This is a genomic window from Pseudomonas sp. FG6 (assembly GCF_057809015.1).
Window position 1 is genome coordinate 17,899 of the sequence record NZ_JBMDJD010000041.1, and the last position, 19,580, is coordinate 37,478.

Below are 19,580 nucleotides of genomic sequence, written 5' to 3' on the forward strand. Positions count from 1 at the left end.
TGTCAGTGGCAGGCGGCGATCAGCGCTTCGCCGACGGTCCTCCAGTCCGAGGTCGCGCTGTCGGCGTTCAGTGCGGTGGCCTTGAGCAAGAGCCTCGCCGACAGCCCGGTGTCCTTGCAGCACGCCTGGCACCGCATGACCCAATCCACGGTTTCCATGGACCGGGCGCGTTGGTGTGGCAGCTGTGCGGTCAGGTTACTCACTTCCTCGCCGGTCCAATTGAGCAACTGGGCCAGCAGGTCGTTGGCTTCCGAGGCTTGTGTCGTGCGCTCATTGGCAAGCTGCAAGTAATGCAACAGGTCCTCTTCCGATGGCGCCTGGTGCCGGGCGCAATGGCTGAAGCGTTCGAGCAGGTACAGCGTGTGCGGCGTCAGCGCGGCCGGGCTGTTGGCGGCCAGCCACTTGGGATGATCCATCAACTGTTCAAGCGTGCGGCTGCCCAGGTGCAATGGCTGGCAGGCCTGGGCCACACGAAGCACCGTTGCCAAGGGACGTGGCATGTTTCCCGGGGCTGCCTTGATGGCCTCGACAATCGCCGTTGCCTGGGTGCCGGCCATTTGCAGCAGGCAAGGAACATAGTCCGCGGACACGTCCGCCAGGTCGTGCAGCAGGGTTTCCACCTGCCGTTGCTCGTCGGCCGGGGCGGCATCGACCAGCAACGTCGCCAGGCGATTTTCCAGGTTCGGATTCAATGGCCAATCGTTCTCCACCGTGTCGAACAGGCGACACCACGACGCCACGTCACGGTTGTCCTGCCTGAGCCAGTCGACGGCCCAGTCCAGGGCCATCAACACATCGAGCATGTCGGGCTTGAAGGACCTTGATGTGCGCAGCGTCCCGGTCACCAGGGTCTCGCAAAAATGCTCCCCGCCCAACAGACGGGCCAGTCCCGTGCACTCCTGCGGTGTGAGCCCGAACATCCTGGCGATACGGGCCTGGCGGTAGAGCGACGAGATCGTCGGCAGGTCGTGTTTCAGCCCAAGGTATTTCTCGGTCTGCCGGGCCAGCAGCAACAATGCGTCCTCGGTCAGGGGCAGTCCGAGGCCGGCGCCGAGGTAGCTGAAGGTCGTCAGGTCTGTCGTGGCAAGGTCTTCTGCCTGGGGGCGTTCGAGCAGTCGGGTGCGGTTGAACACCTGGTCGAACAACGGCGCCCGCTCACCGCAGGCGCACGTCGGCATGTCGTGCAGTAACGACGCGAACTCCTCGGGCGCGATACCGTGGCGCTGGTTCAGGTACCGATAGACCCCCAGCGTGCGCAAGGTATTGGTGTTGAGCGCCATCGTCGTGCTGCCTTCGGCGCGCAGGGCGTTGACGAGCAGGGTGTCCAGTTCGGCGATCGGCAGGCCGGTCCAGCGCTGTAGCCGGATCATTCGCTGCATGCGGGCGAAACGCTCGCGGGAGGCGTTGGTAAAGGTATTGGCCGACTTGAGCACCGACAGCGCTGGCGTCGACTCCGGCCAGTTGATATAGGCGGCTCCATAATTGTAATGCCTGGAGGCGGGGCTGTGGGTCGAAGCGCGAGGCGTATGGATGCCTTGCGCCATCAACTGTTCGAGCTGTTCGGTCGCAAGCCCGGTGCGTTCCTTGAAAAAATCGGGCTCATGCAGCCGGTTGATCGCGTCAGTGCCATAGCTTTTCCTTAGCACGTCGAGGTTGCTATCTGAGCCAGGCTTTGCGAGCAGGAGTTTCTGCTGCTCGGGGCTGAGCCCGGATAGCAGCCTTTGCGCTTCGATACGTGATTGCGAAACCACGCCATAAGCTGACTCGTCCGGGGCAAGCGGCAGCTTCAGGCTCACCCGGTAATTCAACTCGCCGAGTGTCGGTTTGTTTGCGCCCAACCCAAGCAGGCATTGGTGATGATGCAGGTCGTAGGGCAGGGCGAAGGGGTAATGTTCGCTGGCCAGTACCGCGTTGACCGTCTTGCCGGTGCGCGCCAGGTGTACCTCGATATGGCTGCGCAAGGTTTCATTGACGATGCCCAGCATCGGCTGTGCAACGAAGGCGCTCTGGCGATCGAGCATCAACTTCGCAAGGTCCGGGCGTCGTTGCGCCAGGGGGATTTTGTCGGTGGACGGGGAGGCCTTTTCCAACTGCCCGGCAAACAGATACAGCGCCCTCAGATAGGCGACGGGGGAGTCGATGGCGGCGATGTCTCCTTGTTCGCAGAACTGCTCCCAGTTCTCCTTGAACAGTGCCTGATAACGGGTCGACTCTGAAACCGTGTTCGACCCCAGGCTGCGGCGAACGCGCGGCCTCGTGTCGCGAGAGGATATTTGCCGCTCCTGGTACAGACGGGCGATTTGCCCGGCATAGCACGCCGCGTTGTCATAGATCTGCCCGGCGTCCACGTTCGTGTGTTCGCCCAGTTCAAGGACGAACTGCGCCTTGCCCATGCGCATGATGTCGAACACCGAGTGCAGTCTCCTGCGCTGCAGGGCCGCCTTGAAAGCGGCCTGGGTGTTGCCCTTGTCCGTGGGCACTTCGAAGAGCCTGTGCAACAAAGAGTCGTCGCTTACGTCCATGTGTGATCCATCTCCTGTTCGAACGAAATGTCCCGATCCACGGCAAACCGTACAGGAGCGAGCCATAAAAGACGGTAGGACGAGGGCGGAGGATTTGTACGAAAGGGCGATGCGTGCGTGGTTCTGGGGGGCACAGGGCTATAGAGGCCTGTCGGCAAGCGCGAGCAACTGCTCGAATCCCATGCCATGGCCATGTTCCCGGAGATCGAAGTCATCGACCCCTGGAACCCTTGAACGGTCCTTCACGCCAAACGCCCCTTTCCAGATGGAAACGGGCGTTTGCCATGATCACACCCGGAAGCGGCTGACCAGCATCTGCAACTGATTGCCCAGGCGCGCCAGCTCGACACTGGAGGCCGCGGTTTCTTCGCTGGCGGCGGCGGTCTGTTCGGACACGTCGCGTACGTTGACGATGCTGCGGCTGATTTCCTCGGCGACGGCGCTCTGCTGTTCGGCAGCCGCGGCGATCTGCTGGTTCATCGACTGGATGTTCGACACCGTGCGGGTGATGTTCTCCAGTGACGCGCCGGCCTTGCGGGTCAGGGCCACGCTGCTGTCGGTGAGGTTGCGGCTGTTGTTCATCACGGCGGCCACTTGCTGGGTACCGTTCTGCAGGCCGGCCACCAGGTCTTCGATTTCTTCGGTGGATTTCTGCGTGCGCTGGGCCAGCCCACGGACTTCGTCGGCCACCACGGCAAAACCGCGGCCGGCTTCACCGGCACGTGCCGCTTCGATGGCGGCGTTGAGCGCCAGCAGGTTGGTCTGCTCGGCCACGGCCTTGATCACGTCCATGACGCTGCCGATCTTGTCGCTTTCCTGTTGCAGCAGGGTCATGGCGTCGGTGGAGCGCACCACTTCGCTGGCCAGGCGTTCGATCTGGGCGATGGCTTCATGGACCACCAGGTCGCCTTCGCGGGCCTCGCCGTCGGCGGCGGCCGCTGCCTGGGAAGCTTCTTCGGCATTGCGCGCCACTTCCTGGACCGTGGCCGTCATCTCATGCATGGCGGTCGCGACCTGATCGGTCTCGACTTTCTGGCTGTTGACCCCGGCGCTGGTCTGCTCGGTCACGGCCGACAATTCTTCGGCGGCGCTGGCGATCTGGGTCACGCCGTCGCGGATGCCGCTGATCAGGTCGCGCAGGGTCACGCCCATGCGGGCGATGCCTTGTTGCAACGCGCCGAGTTCGTCGCGGCGGGTGACAACGACCGTGTGCGACAGGTCGCCTCCGGCGATGCGCTCCACCACGGCCAGGGTCTGGCGCAACGGGCCGGTGATCTGGCGCGTGATGACCACTGCCGCGATGATGCCCACCAGCAGGGCCAGCAGCGTGCTGACCAGTTGCAGGGTGCGGGCCTGGGCGCTCTCGGCGTCACGACGGTCGAGCTGGATCTGATACAGCTGCTCGCTCAGGGATACGATGGTCGAACCCTGGTCGGTCATTTCCTTGCGGGCCAGTGCCGCGTCGGCCGTGGCCAGCTTGAAGGCTTGCAAGGCGCTGCGGTATTGGCCCAGGGCGTTTTCCAGCTGGCGCAGTTCATCTTGCCGGGTGTCGGCGAAATGCTCGTTCAGCGGCTTGAGAGTCGCGATGGCGGCGTCCAACTGGGCGACGGCCTTGCGCTCGGTGTCGGCGTTGCTGTTGGCGGTGTAGCCGCGCACTTCATAGCGGGCCAGCATGAACGCCTGCTTGGCCTGGGTGATGGCCTGGAATTGTTCGAAGCGCTCATCGCTGAGGGCCATTTGCCGCACGGCGGTGTCGATGGTCTCGATCAGTTTGTAGGCGACCTCGGCATTCGCGCCCATGGCATCGCGGGCGCTGTTGGCGGTGCGGTAGGCGCTGCGCATCTTGTTCAGGGAGACTTGATAGGCGCTGATGGTTGCGCTTTGCTCCTTGAGCAGCCTGACGTTTTCGGGGCTCTTGAAGCTGCTGAGCAGGGCGCTCTGCTGCACCACGAAAGCGTCGAGGGTGTTCTGCACGTTTTGGGCGGCGGTCTCGTCGCCGTCGGTCAGCATGTATTGCAGGCGAGTGACCCGCAGTTTGGTCAGGCCAGCGTTGAGCTGGGTAATGTCGCTCATCCAGTTGCTGCGCTGGATCAACCCGCCCAAGCTGGTCCAGCCGGTCAAGGCCAGGATGCAAGTCAGGAGCAGCACCAGGCCGAAGCCCAGGCCTAATTTCATGTTGACGCTAATGTTGCCAAACCAGCTATTCATCAATCCCTCCAGGAACGTTGTGCGGCAGATCATCGGTTGGCTGGAAGATTATTGTTATTCAGGGCCAGCAAAAGCATGTTGCAGGGCTGTATCGGCGGTGCGGCCAGAATCTGTAAATATTTTTTGACAGCTGCGGTGGGGCGACTGTGGGGGCAAGGCTCGCCGGGGGCTGCTGCGCAGCCCAGCGGGGATAAATCCCCTCGCCACGAAGACTCAAACATCCTTAGTGAACAGCATTCCTGTCACAAGCGGGCTCTGCGCCCGTCTCAAGCTTTTTTTCACATTGCTTTCACTACCTGCCTACGTCGGTGTCTCTACTGTCCCGCCATCGAACGAAAGGTGGGATGCCGTCGGGGCGGCTTGATGTGGAATTGAGACTGAGCCTTTTCGGCGTGAAGCGCTCGATCGAGACGAGCCGCTTTGTCCGCTATCGAACTGCCGTGCTGGTTTTGCTCGGTGCACCGCTGCTGATCGCGCTGGGCCTCTGGTGGCTGAGCCCGACGGCCGTGCCGGACCTGGCCCATGGCAACGTTGCTGGCGCCCGTGCCCTGGTCGATGGTTGGGCCAAGGGCGAGATGATCGTGCTGGTGCGCCATGTCGAACGCTGCGACCGCTCCAAGGCCGCGTGCCTGAATGAACGCGAAGGCATCACGGACCGGGCGCGAGCCGTGGCGGTGGACGTCGGTTCCCGTTTCGAACAGTTGGGCCTGGACAACGCCGACATCTACAACAGTCCCCTGCTGCGCACCGCGCAGACGGCAGGGTACATGTTCAACAAGGTCAGCACCGGCGACGACTGGTTGGCCAACTGCCGGCATGACCTGCTGCGTAATGCCTTGGCTCACAAGGTACCCGGCCGCAACCTGATCCTGGTCACCCACAGTGAATGCATGCAAGCCATGGAAACCGAGCTCCAACGATCGGCCTCGACGTTTGGCTACGGTGCTTCGCTGTTTGTCTCCACCGCCCAGCCACAAGCGCCTCGGTTGCTCGGTTTCATTGAAGCGTCCGACTGGCGCTCGGTTAAATTCCCGTAACTTTTCCCACGTTTAGGATCGCCCATGCTGACGTCTGCCCGCGCTCGTTTCTACGGGCTCAATCTCGGAATCCCGCTGCTCTGCGCCGCTGTCGTGTTCCTGTTGTTCGACATGACCCGCATCGACATCGCCATCAGCGACTTTTTCTATGACCCGGTGCAACAGTTGTTCCCGTTGGAGCACGTGCACCTGTTCGAGAAAATCACCCACAAATGGGCACGGATCATTCCGAACTGGACGGGTGAGGCGGCGATCATCGGGGCGCTGCTGTCGTTTGTCTGGCCGATCCTCAAGCCGGAAAAGCGCGCCGGGGTGCTTCGCCTGTTGGACAAGGTCCGGCTGACCAAACCGCTGCGCTTTGCCCACAAGCATCGCCGTGACTTTCTCTATGTGGTCTTCGCCTTTTCCCTCAGCACCGGTGTTATCCATTACCTCAAGGGCCACACCAGCGTGTATTGCCCGGTAGAGACCACCCAGTACGCCGGGAAGATCGAACACAAGGAGTGGTACCAGAATTTCAACCTGCTGAAAGTCGCCGGCGACGGCCGCTGCTGGCCGGGTGGTCACGCTTCCGGTGGCTTTACCATGCTGGCGCTGTACTTCGTTGCTCGCCGTTATCGCTGGCCTCATTCCAAAGCCGTGATGTACGGGGCGCTGGCCTTGGGGTTTGTCTACGGCACGACGCGGGTGCTGCAGGGATGGCACTACATGTCCCACACGTTCTGGGCGGGCATTTTCGTCTGGCTGACGTGTTGGCTGACGGCCCTGGCGTTTTATGGTCGGGAGGCCTTGCAGCAACCGGTCTTGAAGGCCAGGCCGGCGACGATGGCGCCAGGCGTGGCTGAGTTGGGCACTGCGCAATCGTCAATGTGAAAAAACAGGCAAAAAAAAGCCCGCGACAAAGCGGGCTAAACCTTAGTTTCTTGAATGAGCGGGGCCACTGTAGCGAATCCCTTGGGACGGTGGGGTGAAGAAAAGTTCATCAGGTTCCACGTTTCCGTGACGGGCGACGAACCGACGGGAAACGCGCGTTTTGCGTGTTAATTACGACGCATCCTGTGAGATGCGTCTCTTTTTTACGAAGATATTTTCCTCTCTTGTGAACCGAAAGCGATAAACCGGGTCTGGTGTGCGCAGTTTTTTGCGTAGCCGTGCTTGGGCAGATCAGCCCGGCACCCGGTTTTGAGCCGCCCGCGGGCGGGCTGTCATTTTGGTATCGAGGGATCGAACATGTCCGTATTCGCCTTAAGGACGAGGCTGGTCGTTGCGTTGCTGTCTTACTGGGCAGCCACGGCGGTTCTGGCTGCGCCATCCCCCGGCGACACCGACCTGATTCGCGAACGCCAGGGCCGACTGCTCGAAGAACAGCGCCGGCGCCTCGAAGAACTCAAGGACCTGCCCGGCCAGGATGCGAAGCCGACCCAGCCTACGGCGCCTGCCGATACCCGTTGCTTCCCGATCAAGACCATTGAACTCAAGGGCGCCGATGCCCTGTCTGAAGACGAGCGTCAACGCCTGCTCGCGCCCTTCATCAACCAGTGCCTGGGCGTGCCGCAGCTTAACCAGTTGCTCAAGGTCATCACCGACCACTACATCGAAAAAGGCCTGGTCACCAGCCGTGCCTACCTGCCGCAACAGGACCTGTCCAGCGGTCACCTGCAAGTGCTGGTGGTCGAAGGCCGGCTCGAAGGCCTGAAGGGCGCCGAGGGCAGCGGCCTCTCCGAACGGGAACTGGCCATGAGCTTTCCCGGCAAGCCCGGCGAGCTGCTCAATCTGCGGGAGATCGAGCAGATGGTCGACCAACTGAACCGTTTGCCGTCCAATCAGGCCCAGATGGAGTTGGCACCCGGGCAGAACATCGGAGGCAGCCAGGTGCTGGTCAAGAACACCCCGCAGAAACCTTGGCGCGTGGGCCTGTCGCGGCACAACGACGGCCAGAAAAGTACCGGTGAACAGCAATGGGGCAGCTCCCTGGACTGGGACAGCCCCCTGGGCCTGGCTGATCAACTGGCCTTGCGCGGCGGCCACGACGCCGTCAGCGATCACCAGAAAACTTCGCGCAATGCCATGCTCTACTACAACCTGCCGTTTGGTTGGTGGAACGTCAGCTACACCTACAGCCAGAGCGAGTACCGTTCCCTGGGCCAGGCCAACGGTTTCAACTTCAAGCAAAGTGGCGACAGCCAGAACCACCAGGTGCGGGTCGAGCGGGTGATCCACCGCGACGCCGTGAGCAAAACCTCCCTCAACACCGGCCTGGCCTACCTGCGTAGCAACAACTTCATCGAAGACAGCAAACTGGCCGGCAGCAGCAACCGCATCAGCGAGGCGCAGTTCGGCATCAACCACGGCCGCCGCGTCGGCAACGCCTTTGTCAACCTCGACCTGGGCTTGCAGGAAGGCATCGGCGCCCTCGACGCCCAGGGCAATCATGACCCCGGCCCCGGCCAGCCAGATGCGCGCTACCGCAAATACACCGCCACCCTCAGCTACCTGCAACCGTTCCAGCTGTGGGGCGAGTTCTTCAGCTTCAGCAGCCTGATGACCGGCCAGCGCAGCGAAGATGTGCTGTTCAGCCCCCAGCGCATGAGTCTGGGCGGGCTGTCGTCGGTGCGCGGCTACAAGGACCAGACACTGTCCGGCGACAGCGGCGGTTACTGGCGCAACGACCTGCGCTGGAGTCGCCCGGTGACGCTGCCATGGCTGCGCCCGGTGTTCGCTGAATACGGCACCAGCCTCGGTTATGACCAGGGCGTGATTCGCGGTGACCGCTACAACGGTGACGAGCACGGGCGCATGTCGAGCAACTCGCTGGAACTGTTTGCCCGCGGTGAGCACCTGGGCGCCAGCATCACGTTTGCCCATTCCCTGGAACGCCCGGATGCCCTGACTGAGCGCGAAGCGCCGATCTACTTCCGCGTGGATGCGTTTTTCTAGGTTTTTTGTACAGAGCTTAAGTACGACCCCTTTCAACCCTGCTGCAACGAGACTTGAACATGGACGATCGCCAATACGCCTTCCTGGCCCGCCAACCCGCTGCCGTCGTGCGCCCCCGCGATGTGTTCTGGGGCATGCCCAAGCGCGGGCTGGCGTTTCTGCTGGCCAACGTCATGTTCTGGCAACCGATGTGGGCCCAGGCCGATGGCATCGTGGTCAGCAAGCCGGGCACCAGCCTAGGCCATGCGGGCAATGGCGTGCCGGTCGTCAACATCGCCAAGCCCAACGGCAGCGGGCTGTCCCACAACCAGTTCAAGGACTACAACGTCGGCAGCAACGGCGTGATCCTCAACAACGCCACCAACCCCGCCCAGTCCACACAACTGGGCGGGATCATCCTCGGCAACCCGAACCTGCAGGGCAGGGCCGCCACCACCATCCTCAACGAAGTCAACGGCGGCAACCCCAGCCAGCTGCGCGGCTACACCGAGGTGGCGGGGCAGTCGGCCCACGTCATCGTCGCCAACCCTTACGGCGTCACGTGTAATGGCTGCGGCTTCATCAACACGCCCAAGGCGACGCTGACCACCGGCAAGCCCGTGCTCGAAAACGGCCAGCTCAAGGGTTACCAGGTCGACCAGGGCAGCGTCGCCATCGAAGGCGCCGGCCTGAACGCCAACAACGTCGACAGCTTCGAAATCATCACCCGCAGCGCCAAGATCAACGCCGAGATCCAAGCCAAGAACCTGACCATCGTCGCCGGTCGCAACGACGTCGACGCCGCCACCCTCAACGCCACCGCCCGCGCCGACGACGGCAGCGCCAAGCCGCAACTGGCCATCGACTCCTCGGCGTTGGGTGGGATGTACGCCGGTGCGATCAAGTTGGTGGGCACCGAGGCGGGGGGCGGGGTGAAGCTGGACGGCAAGATGGTTGCCAGTGGCGGGGATATTCAGCTCGATGCGAATGGGCATTTGAGTTTGGCGCAGACGGCGGCGGCGGGGGCGGTCAACGTGCAAGCTGCGAGCCTCGACGCCCAAGGGCCGGTCTATGCCGGCACCGCGTTGACTGTCAAAACCCAGGGCAACCTGACCAGCCAGAACAACCTGGTGGCGCGCGACCGTATTCGCCTGGACAGCGGCGGCACGTTGACCAACAACGGCATCATCGAAGCCGGCGTCAACGCCGACAACAGCCGCAACACCTCGGGCGACGTCACCCTCACGGCCAAGCAACTGAACAACGGCGGCAAGACCGTCATCGCCAGTCGCGACCTGAATGTCACGACCACCGCAGCGTTGAACAACCAGGGCGGTACGTTCAGCGGGCAACGCAAGACCACGGTCACTGGCGACGTGGTGGATAACCGCAACAAAGGCCGGATCCTCGGCAACACCGAACTGCACCTGGAGGCCAATCAGGTGCTGAACGCCCAGGGCGGCTTGATCAACAGCCAAGGCATCTTGACCGCCAACCTGGGCTATCTGGACAACACCGCTGGCGAATTATCCAGCCTGAACAGCGCCACCCTGATCCTCGGCCGCCTGGACAACCTGACCGGCCTGGTCATGACCGGCAAAAATCTCGACATCACCAGCACGGGCGCGATCAACAACCAGGGCGGCGAATTGTCCAGCCAAGGCGTTGTGACCGTGCGCACCGCGAGCCTGGACAACAGCAACAAAGGCACCGTCGCCGCCAATGGCCAGTTGCTGATCGACGCCAGCGGCGTGGTCAACAACACCGACCAAGGCCTGATTGCCAGTCGTAATGGCGGCGTCGAGTTCGACGCCGGCAGCCTGGATAACGCCCAGGGCACGCTGCAAGGCAAGGGCCTGGTAAAGGTGGACGTCACCGGCGATATCGATAACCGGGGCGGCCGCATCATTGCCCAGGACGCCAACCTGGCTGTCTTCGCGACCAACCTGGACAACCGCGGTGGCGTGCTGTCCAGCGTCAAGGCGACCCTGGAGGCGCGTACCACCGGCGTCTTGAAAAACGGCTACGACGTGAATCGCGTGGGCGGTACGATCCAGGCCCAAGGCCTGAACATCAGAGCCTTGAGCGGGCTGTTCAACGACGGCGGGCGCATGGCAGCACAGGCGGGCGATATCGTCATCAGCCAGGCCGGGGCCGACATCGACAACCGCAACGGCGGGATGTACGCCACGGGCACGGTCCACGTCATTGGCCGGGATATGAACAACAGCGCCGGTGGGCAGGTCAGCGCCAATCGCATCGACCTGGACCTCACCGGCGCACTGAACAACAACGTCGGCATCATCGAAAGCCAGGACAGCCTGGACATCCTGGCCGCCAGCCTGAGCAACCACGCAGGCCAACTGCGCACCCTGGGCCGGGACAGCACCACGGCGTTCGACATCGGCGGATTGTTCGACAACAACGACGGCACCCTGGAAACCGCCAGCCAGGACGTGAAGTTCGACAGCGGCAGCGTCCAGAACGCAGGTGGCAAGTTGTTCCACACCGGCCTGGGGCTGTTTGGCATCAGCCAGGCCAACCTGGGGCAGGCGGGTGGTCGCCTGGTGACCTACGGCAACCTGAACGTGACGGCTGACCGCTGGACCAACAACACCGCGATCCAGGCCGGGAATCTGGTCTTGAATGTCGGTCAGTTGACTCAGACGGCCACCGGCCAATTGCTCAGCACCAACGGCCTGGTTGGCCGGGGGAACAACTGGCGGGTCGACGGCCTGATCGGTAGCGATGGGGCCATCGACCTGCAACTGACGGGCGAATACGCGGGCAACGGCCGCTTGAGCAGTCTCGGCACCTTGGGGCTCAAGGCTGCGCTGGTCAATCTGGAGCAAAACGGCAGCATCGCCGGGGGCGGCACCACCACCGTCGAAGTCGATGGCGTCCTCAACAGCTACGGTCGCCTGACCTCGGCGGCGGGCATGAGCGTCACGGCCGCAGCGGTCAACAACTACGGCACACTGGGCAGCGCCGCCGCACTGGACGTATCGACCGGGGCCCTGCTCAACGAGCACGGCTTGATCTTCAGCGGCGGCAATACCCGCCTGCGCGTCGACAGCCTGACCAACCGTTACGCCGACATCTACAGCCTGGGTGACCTGAGCGTCGACCGCGATGGGCTTGGTGCCCGTGCCACCCGCATCCTCAACAGCTCCGGTTCGCTGCAAAGCGATGGCAACATGCGCCTGGCGGCCAACACCATTGATAACGTCCGCGAGGTCCTCACCACCCACGACGCCGGCATCTACACCGCCTCGATCAGGGAAGTCAGCTGCATCGAAGGCGTCAATGCCGGCGACTGCAGCGGTGGCAAGCAAAACCACGTCTGGCAGATCACTCAGCGCGACAAGTTCGAAGTCACCGCGGCCAGCGCCGCCTCCAGCATCACCACGGGCGGCAACCTGGACATTCAGGGCGACACCCTGACCAACCGGAGCAGCACCATTGGCGCCGGTGGTGCATTGACCGCCAACCTGGTCAGCCTGGACAACATCGGCATCGAAACCGGCGAGACCGAAACCTCGCGCACCTTCATGTCCGAGCGCACGCGCCACCCGAGTGACTGGCGCGCCGCCGCGAATGACTTCACCAACAAATATTGGCTGCAGAGCCCGGGCTACAACGCCAACGACCTGGGCGGCCTCGAAGCGGCGATGAGCGGTTTCATCGGAACGACTGAACGTGAGCTGGCGCAATTTCGCACCCAAACAAGCTCCACCGACAACCAGACCTACGCCGCGATCATCCAGTCCGGCGGCGGGATCGATATCCGCACCCAAGGCGTTGCCAACAACGGCGTCGTGCGCGGCGGCTACAACTACGTCGGCGCCGGCCCGCGCACCGATACCCAGGCGGACAACGCCTTCTCCACCCGCATCAACGTCAACCGACAGTTGCCGCCGAACCTGACCCAGCAACAGGTCGATCCACTGACCCTGCCAGGCTTTGACCTGCCTACCGGGCAAAACGGCCTGTTCCGCATGAACGGCGACGGCTCGGCCACGCCGACGCAAAACACCGGGCTGGCCCAAGTGCGCGGCCTGCCGGACCGCTCGTTCCAGGCCAACCCGCAAAAATACCTGATCGAAACCAACCCGGCGCTGACCGACATGCGCCGCTTCATGAGCTCGGACTACCTGCTGAGCAACCTGGGCTACGACCCCGACGTCGCCGCCAAGCGCCTGGGCGATGGCTTCTACGAACAACGCCTGATTCAGCAAGCGGTAATCGCCCGCACCGGCCAGCGCTTCCTCGACGGCCAGAACTCCGACGACGGCATGTTCAAGTACCTGATGAACAACGCCATCGCCAGCAAGGACGCCCTCCACCTGTCCCTGGGCGTGAGCCTCACCGCCGAACAAGTCGCGGCCCTGACCCACGACATCGTCTGGATGGAAACCCGCACGGTCAACAACGAGCAAGTGCTGGTACCGGTGCTCTACCTGGCCCAGGCCAACCACCGCCTGGCGGCTAATGGCGCGCTGATCCAGGGCTCAGACGTCAGCCTGATCGCGGGCAAGAACCTGAACAACGCCGGCACCTTGCGCGCGACCAGCAACCTGAGGGCGACAGCCGGCGACAGTCTGGTCAACAGTGGGTTGATGGAGGCGGGGAATCGGCTGGAGGCGTTGGCGAGTCATGACCTGACTAACCGGGCGGGAGGGGTTATTGCTGGGCGGGATGTCAGCGTCACCGCCGTGGCCGGCGACTTGACCAACGAGCGGACCATCACTCGTCATGCCAGCAGCACGGGTTACAAGACTGAGCAGCGCGAGTTTGCTGACAGTGCGGCGCGGATTGAGGCGACTCATGATTTGGCGATGGGGGCTGGGCGGGATATCGCCGTCACAGGAAGCGTCCTCAAGAGCGGTAACGACACCACATTGCGTGCCACCCGTGATCTGAACCTCACGGTGGTCGAGCAAGCGGACAGCAATACGCGCGGCGCCAATCACGGTGATTCGACCATCACCCAACATGGTTCCAGCGTTACGGCGGGTCGGGATTTTCAGGCCATTGCGGGCGGTGACCTCAATGCGGTTGCGAGTGAGATCGAAGCCAAACGGAACCTGGCCCTGGCGGCTACCGGTGACTTGACCTTGGCATCGGCGGCGAATGAACAGCATTCGTATGGCAAGACCAAGAAGGTCAAGAGCATTGAGGATCACATTAGCCAGGTGTCCACCAGCGTGACGGCGGGTGGGAATGTGGCGCTGAGTGCAGGGAAGGCTTTGGGGATGGTTGCCAGCAAGGTCAATGCTGGGGATGAGGCTTATCTGGTGGCCGGTACGAACCTGGTGCTGCAATCGGCTGAGGATTCGGATTACAGCTTCTATAGCAAGACCAAGAAGTCGTCTTCTGGGAAGAAGTTCCGGTTGGATGAGACCAGTACGGTGACTAACGTTGCCAGTTCGGTGACATCGGGTGGCAACAACGTACTGACCGCCGGCAATGATCTGACGATCAAAGGCAGCAACGTCACATCCGAAAAAGGCAGTGTCGCCCTGGGGGCTGGCAACGACGTGGAAATTGTCGCGGTCACCGACTCCAACAGCGCCCGCCACGAGCGCAAACAGAGCAAAAGCAGCTGGGGCGGTTTGAAGTCGAGCAAGGTCCAGGACAAGTTGGCCGAAACTCAGACAACCGCTGTCGGCAGCATGATCTCGGGCGACACCATCGCTGTTGTCGCCAAACGTGACGCTACCGTTACTGGCTCGGCATTGGTCAGTACCGACGACCTCACGGTACGTGCGGGACGTGATCTGACCATCGACGCCGCAGAAAACACCTTCTCCCGCACCCAAATGCACAAGGAGAAAAATCGCGACCTGACGGGCATATTGACGGGCAACAAGCTGGGTATTGACGACATTACCGGCAATCAGCACCTATCGATCAGTAACCAGAAACACAACGGCACGGCGGCGCAAACCACCCTGACCGGTAGCACTATTGGCTCCAGCAAAGGCAACGTTAGCCTGGTGGCCGGTGGAGACCTCAACGTCATCGCCAGCGATTTGGTCAGCACCAAGGACATGAGTCTTCGCGGCTCGAACGTCACCATTGCAGCGGGTATGGAAACGGCGAAGCAAAGCACCGTCGATAAAGCCAGCAGCCTGGCGGTGGGGCGTGTCATCGGCGGTGCGATCGTCGATACGGTCAATACCATTCGTTCGTCGGTCGAGGCCGCTAAAGACACGGATGATTCTCGGCTTAAAGCGGTGAAGCTGGCCCAGGCTGCCTTGGCGGCCTACAACCTTGGCGGCATGGCATCGGATGCCAATGATCAGAAAACCGGCTTCGCAGACAAACAGGGCGGCACTGCCAGTAATGGTTCGCTGATCAAAATTGGTACCGAGCTTGCCAATACCCACAGCAAAAGCACCAGCGACTACGCCAGCCAAACCGCCAAGCAAAGCACCCTTAACGCGGGTGCCACCTTGTCGATCATTGCCAATGGCAATGCGGCGGAGAACGATGGTGATCTGCACGTCATCGGCAGCAGTATCAAAGCGGCCAATACGTCATTGCTCGCCAGCAACAACATTCTTCTGGAGAGCGCGCAAAACACCGCCGATTGGTCCAATCACAACAGCAACAACAAAACCGCCATCGGTGCGAGTTTCAATATCGGTCAGCAAAACGGCTTCACCCTGGACCTTGGCGCGCAACTGGCAAAAGGTAAGGGCAATGGCAGCTCTGTCACGCAAGTCAACAGCGCGGTGGACACCGGTTCGCTGCTGTTGCGCAGCGGCGGCGACACGACGCTGGCGGGGGCACAGGTTCACGCGGATGAAATCAACGCGTTGATCGATGGCAACCTCAACATCATTTCCCGTCAGGACACTCAAGAGCAGAAGAGCAAACAAAGCAGCAGCGGTTTCGGTGCCAGTATTTGCATTCCACCGGTCTGCTACGGCGCCCCCGTGACGGCCTCAGCCAACTTGGCCGCCGGCAATATGAACAGTGAGTACAAAGGGGTCACGGAGCAGACCGGTATGTTCGCCGGAAAGGGTGGCTATACCGTTGATGTTGGCAAAACCACCACGCTTGAAGGTGGCGTGATCGCCAGCGATGCTGCGGCAGATAAAAACCTGCTGAGCACCGACCGGCTCGTTGCTCGCGACATCAAGAACGTCAGTGAAATTCAAGCCGAATCCGCAGGCATCAGTCTCTCGGGCGGCTACGCTGGCGCAGGCGCAACCGCCTCGGTGGGCAGTTTGTACGGTATTTCCCTAAGCGAATCCGACAAGAGCTACACACGTAGTGCGGTGAGCGAAGGCACGATCATCGTTCGCAATCCGGAAGGCGCCAAGGATGTTGTCGGATTGAATCGCGACACTGCAAATGCCAACGAGCATTTGGACAGGCCCGACGAGGACGCGATGAATGATCGCATCGAGCTGGTGAAAAGCTCGGTGGAGTTGGTGAAAGGAATCAGCAGCGTGGTTGCTGCGGAGAGGATCAAGGAGGCTAACGATTCAAATAGCGAGGCCTACCGGGTTGCGCGTGAAAAGTTGAACGACAGCGGTGTGGCTAATCCAACCCCTGAGCAAATCAGCCAGCAAGTCCAGCGCGACTACGGGACAGGTAGTAGTTTTCAAAAGGCCAGTCAGGCGGTCGCAGGAATTGTCCAGGGCATCCTGGCTGGAGACATTGGAGCGGTTGTGGGAGGAGGGGCGGCTCCTTACCTGGCTCAAGCCGTTAAACAACTGACGGAAGGAGACGACGCAGCCAACCTGATGGCGCATGCCGTACTGGGTGCCGTTTTGGCAAAAGCGCAGGGAGGCTCGGCGATGGCCGGTGCCGCAGGCGCTACTGCCGGTGAGCTGATCGCCCGTCAACTCTACCCAGGTAAGTCCAGTGATCAGCTGACGGATGCAGAAAAGCAAACCATCTCAGCCCTATCGACTTTGGCCGGCGGATTATCCGGTGCGCTTGTAGGGGGAGGCGCCTTTGACACTGCGTTGGGGGCTGGAACGGCTAAAAATGCCGTTGAGAACAATCATCTGAGCGATATAGAAAGGATCTCGCTTGCGGGACTTCAGAAAGAGTATGACGCGTCGTGCAAAGGCTCTACGTCAAGTCATTGCCAGGGACTATCTGATGACATTGCATCGCTTATTGCCAAAGGCTTTAGCGTTCTCAAGAACGAGCCGATAGCAGAGGATAGCGATTTCACGCGTGCCTTTGTTTGGACGACCAACCCTGGAGATGTGGTCTCCTGCGCCACTTCACCCAACGGCTATTGCATGGCTACCGATAAGTCGATCACAACGGATCGGGGTGAGGAATGGGTCCTGCAACCAGCGTCGTTTGAGCAGGCTGAGGGAGGGAAAGCCAGAAGCGACTTGAATGCAGCTACTACGAAGGCTGAGCTTAAGGGGCTTTCTAACGAGTTGTTCACGGCAGGTTGTGGCGGGGCTGGTCTGGTTGGGATAGGGTGCCAGGGCTACATGGCGGCAGGTGGAGAGAATCCCATAACGGGGGAGACCGCTACCAATACCGAGCGGGTCATGTGGGGTATACAGGGGCTGTCAAATGCCTGGGGGCTTGGTGGCTCTATATTTAGCGGAGTAGCGAAAACACCAGTAGTAGGTGTTTTGGATGAAGGTGCTTTTGCACAAGTTCTAGCTAAGCCAACTAAGGCATTTAGTGATGAGGGGAAAGTGATTTATTCCAAAGCCGCAGGGCGGTCTATTGATACGGTTAGTGATCTCACTGAAGCTTTGAAGCAAGGGGCGATTAAACCAAGTCAAGTGCCCTTGGATTTTGTTGTTATTGATGGTCAGAAAGTTATCGCAAATACGAGGAGTTCGACAGCGCTTATAAATGCAGGGGTGCCTAAAAGTGAATGGTATGGGGTTGATAGAACTGGTGTTAAAGCGTTTGGTGATGTGACTTTTGATCAATTGGTTCAGAATCAGCTAAATAAAAACTATGGTGGTTCAGTCTTAAATGCCAGAAGGTGATGATGTATGAAGTTGTCCAGGCCAAAGAAAGTGTTCGATATGGATGTTTTTTTGCCTCTTGATGGGGAAGATAGGATTGATATAAATTATTCAGGTGGTGATTTAAGGCTGGATATATTTTATGAGGTGGAGGGGGCTGCTGATGGCATAGCAAAAAAAAGCATTCGGTTTCTGCGCGCCAAATACTTTTTTAAGTCGCCGTTTCCTGGGCATGATATTTTCAGTTGTCCGGATGATGGAGATATTTCCTTGCTTAATTCGCTGGTAGAGTACGAGTGTTCAGAGCTGTTGGATATTGATGGTAGGACCCTCGGAGTAGCTGATTACAGACATTATCGGTTGTTTCTGCACTCGGTGGGTATCGCAGTGCATGTTATGGCGAAATCCTTTGAGCTTACAGATTAAGATGGGGTGTATAGGATCAATTGGGCCGCCGGGACATTGCTGACAAGCCAGACGCCGTTATCTGCTTGGTAGAATTTGAAACCCTGCTGGAACATTCGGAAGGCTTCGATTTTGAGTAAAACAGGGCTTCCATAGCGTTGACCAACATTGATGGCTGTCGTCATATCTTGCGATAAGTGCACGTAATGACGTGAGCCTGCAATCAATCCTCGCTGCCAAATTGAATTCAGAAACCGGCTCGCAGTACCATGATAGAGAAATTCTGGCGGTGTTTTCTCTGTATGTTGAGGCCTCACATTGGCCATTGAGTGCCCTTGTACCGCACGAATGCGCAGCCCATCATCCGAAATGCTAAAGCGTTTTTTATCGCTACAGTTGACGACGGTTTGAATAAGGGGAATATCCAACGCTTGACCAAATTTAGTCGCGCCATCTATTAAGGACTCGATTTCTCCCCAACCTTCGCTGTCTAACTGCAAGCCGATAGCTTGCGGTTCATGTCTGAGAACGTAGCTAAGGAATTTGCTGGTTTCGTCGAGTTTTTGTTGAGTCGTCATGATGGTCCCGGGTGGTCTGTTTTATAGATATTTTGCAATTTGTTGTGGTGAGATGGAAGCTCTGGGCGATCTGTATTATTTCTGCTCTCTCTCTCTCTCGTTGCTGAGTAAGCGCTATGCATGACCAATGGCTTTTTAAGCCAGTATTTGCCACATCAATCAAAAGCATTGGTTTGATAGTTTGGGTGAATCGTGTCGGGCGAGTTGATTGAAGCTACTGAAGATACGATAAAAGGGTATGAAGAGGCTATGGCAAATAATAGAGTGGTTGAACAGTTTGTTGCTCAAGAGTTGAGTCCTCATGTTCGTAAGGTTTTAAGAGAAGCTCTTCAGCAAGGAGCTGACTTCGATAAGGTTTTGGCTAGACAGTGTGAGTTTAACTGCTTTGATGTTGAGTTTGATTTTGTAAGAGGAGTGGTTGTTGTTCAAGATCTTCTTGATTCAGGAGAAGAGAGTTTCGCGGAAATGCAAATTTCAGACTTTGTTGGTTTCTGTGGTTTGAATGATTATTAGTAGAATTACAGGGAGGGAGCACTTGCCCGAAAGCGAGAAGAGGGAAAAGGGGATGGATTTATTTTGTGATCTAGGGGGGGCGGTTTCATAAATAAACCTGTCCGCTTTTCCTTAAAGCGAGGTTTTTCCCGCTTATCATTTATTGCTTGAAACATCGCGGATAATCACGACGAGTGGACTTGCCCCTACCAAACCGGACACCAACTCCCCGTTAAATTGATGCTGCTGCCAAGCGCCTGAATTCCCTCGGCGAGCGATAGTTCAAAGCGCTGTGCGGATGCTGCTCGTTGTAGTGTTCGAAGGCAATTGCCAGGTTGCGTAAGGCCGTTTCTCGATCCGGCTTGGGCATGTGTGCCACGTAGTCACGCTTGATCGTCTTCACGAAGCTCTCGGCCATGCCGTTGCTCTGCGGGCTGCGCACAGGTGTGGTCA

Annotated in this window: 10 protein-coding genes and 1 pseudogene; 6 read left to right on the forward strand and 5 right to left on the reverse strand. The window is 59.8% G+C overall.

The features are described from left to right. Positions 1-2 precede the first annotated feature (2 nt). The 3 genes and pseudogenes from ACODSJ_RS21575 to ACODSJ_RS21585 form a co-directional block, all read right to left on the reverse strand. On the reverse strand, positions 3-2,522 hold the full coding sequence (locus ACODSJ_RS21575) for a Tc toxin subunit A (protein WP_489103667.1): 2,520 nt from the start codon (positions 2,520-2,522) through the stop codon (positions 3-5). 288 nt (positions 2,523-2,810) lie between these two features. Then, positions 2,811-3,674, reverse strand: coding sequence for a methyl-accepting chemotaxis protein (locus tag ACODSJ_RS21580; protein WP_489103677.1), 864 nt, complete (start codon positions 3,672-3,674; stop codon positions 2,811-2,813). Between the two features lie 42 nt (positions 3,675-3,716). Continuing rightward, positions 3,717-4,763: pseudogene (locus ACODSJ_RS21585) on the reverse strand (methyl-accepting chemotaxis protein); the annotation flags it as partial. Positions 4,764-5,074: 311 nt separating this feature from the next. Here ACODSJ_RS21585 and pmrG point away from each other — a divergent pair. From pmrG to ACODSJ_RS21610, 5 genes are all read left to right on the forward strand, one after another. Then, positions 5,075-5,767, forward strand: a complete 693-nt coding sequence (gene pmrG / locus ACODSJ_RS21590; RefSeq protein WP_489103668.1) for a lipopolysaccharide core heptose(II)-phosphate phosphatase PmrG — start codon at positions 5,075-5,077, stop codon at positions 5,765-5,767. A 24-nt stretch (positions 5,768-5,791) separates the two neighbouring features. Beyond that, positions 5,792-6,640 carry a phosphatase PAP2 family protein gene (locus ACODSJ_RS21595; RefSeq protein WP_489103669.1) on the forward strand — a complete coding sequence of 283 codons (849 nt, stop codon included), beginning with the start codon at positions 5,792-5,794 and terminating at the stop codon, positions 6,638-6,640. A 357-nt stretch (positions 6,641-6,997) separates the two neighbouring features. Next, positions 6,998-8,704, forward strand: coding sequence for a ShlB/FhaC/HecB family hemolysin secretion/activation protein (locus tag ACODSJ_RS21600; RefSeq protein WP_489103670.1), 1,707 nt, complete (start codon positions 6,998-7,000; stop codon positions 8,702-8,704). Positions 8,705-8,763: 59 nt separating this feature from the next. Continuing rightward, positions 8,764-17,673 carry a two-partner secretion domain-containing protein gene (locus ACODSJ_RS21605; protein WP_489103671.1) on the forward strand — a complete coding sequence of 2,970 codons (8,910 nt, stop codon included), beginning with the start codon at positions 8,764-8,766 and terminating at the stop codon, positions 17,671-17,673. A gap of 6 nt (positions 17,674-17,679) precedes the next feature. Next, complete coding sequence (locus tag ACODSJ_RS21610; protein ID WP_489103672.1) at positions 17,680-18,078, forward strand: hypothetical protein; 399 nt, start codon at positions 17,680-17,682, stop codon at positions 18,076-18,078. Here the strand turns inward: ACODSJ_RS21610 and ACODSJ_RS21615 are convergent. Beyond that, the gene (locus ACODSJ_RS21615; protein ID WP_489103673.1) at positions 18,075-18,635 is read right to left on the reverse strand and encodes an RNA 2'-phosphotransferase; all 561 of its coding nucleotides are present in this window, start codon (positions 18,633-18,635) and stop codon (positions 18,075-18,077) included. The genes ACODSJ_RS21610 and ACODSJ_RS21615 overlap by 4 nt on opposite strands. 192 nt (positions 18,636-18,827) lie before the next feature. Between ACODSJ_RS21615 and ACODSJ_RS21620 the strand changes: the two genes are divergently transcribed. Beyond that, a complete protein-coding gene (locus tag ACODSJ_RS21620) occupies positions 18,828-19,148 on the forward strand; it encodes a hypothetical protein (RefSeq protein ID WP_489103674.1) in 321 nt (106 codons plus the stop codon). Between the two features lie 211 nt (positions 19,149-19,359). On the opposite strand, the gene ACODSJ_RS21625 is transcribed toward ACODSJ_RS21620, so the two are convergent. Further along, on the reverse strand, positions 19,360-19,580 hold a 221-nt coding region (locus ACODSJ_RS21625), incomplete at its 5' end, for an integrase core domain-containing protein (RefSeq protein WP_489103675.1).

What these genes read in the sequence shown, in the direction of transcription:
- ACODSJ_RS21575 (WP_489103667.1), bottom strand. Translation starts at nt 2,522, where the DNA reads ATGGACGTAAGCGACGACTCTTTGTTGCACAGGCTCTTCGAAGTGCCC.
- ACODSJ_RS21580 (WP_489103677.1), bottom strand. Translation starts at nt 3,674, where the DNA reads ATGGGCGTGACCCTGCGCGACCTGATCAGCGGCATCCGCGACGGCGTG.
- pmrG (WP_489103668.1), top strand. Translation starts at nt 5,075, where the DNA reads ATGCCGTCGGGGCGGCTTGATGTGGAATTGAGACTGAGCCTTTTCGGC.
- ACODSJ_RS21595 (WP_489103669.1), top strand. Translation starts at nt 5,792, where the DNA reads ATGCTGACGTCTGCCCGCGCTCGTTTCTACGGGCTCAATCTCGGAATC.
- ACODSJ_RS21600 (WP_489103670.1), top strand. Translation starts at nt 6,998, where the DNA reads ATGTCCGTATTCGCCTTAAGGACGAGGCTGGTCGTTGCGTTGCTGTCT.
- ACODSJ_RS21605 (WP_489103671.1), top strand. Translation starts at nt 8,764, where the DNA reads ATGGACGATCGCCAATACGCCTTCCTGGCCCGCCAACCCGCTGCCGTC.
- ACODSJ_RS21610 (WP_489103672.1), top strand. Translation starts at nt 17,680, where the DNA reads ATGAAGTTGTCCAGGCCAAAGAAAGTGTTCGATATGGATGTTTTTTTG.
- ACODSJ_RS21615 (WP_489103673.1), bottom strand. Translation starts at nt 18,635, where the DNA reads ATGACGACTCAACAAAAACTCGACGAAACCAGCAAATTCCTTAGCTAC.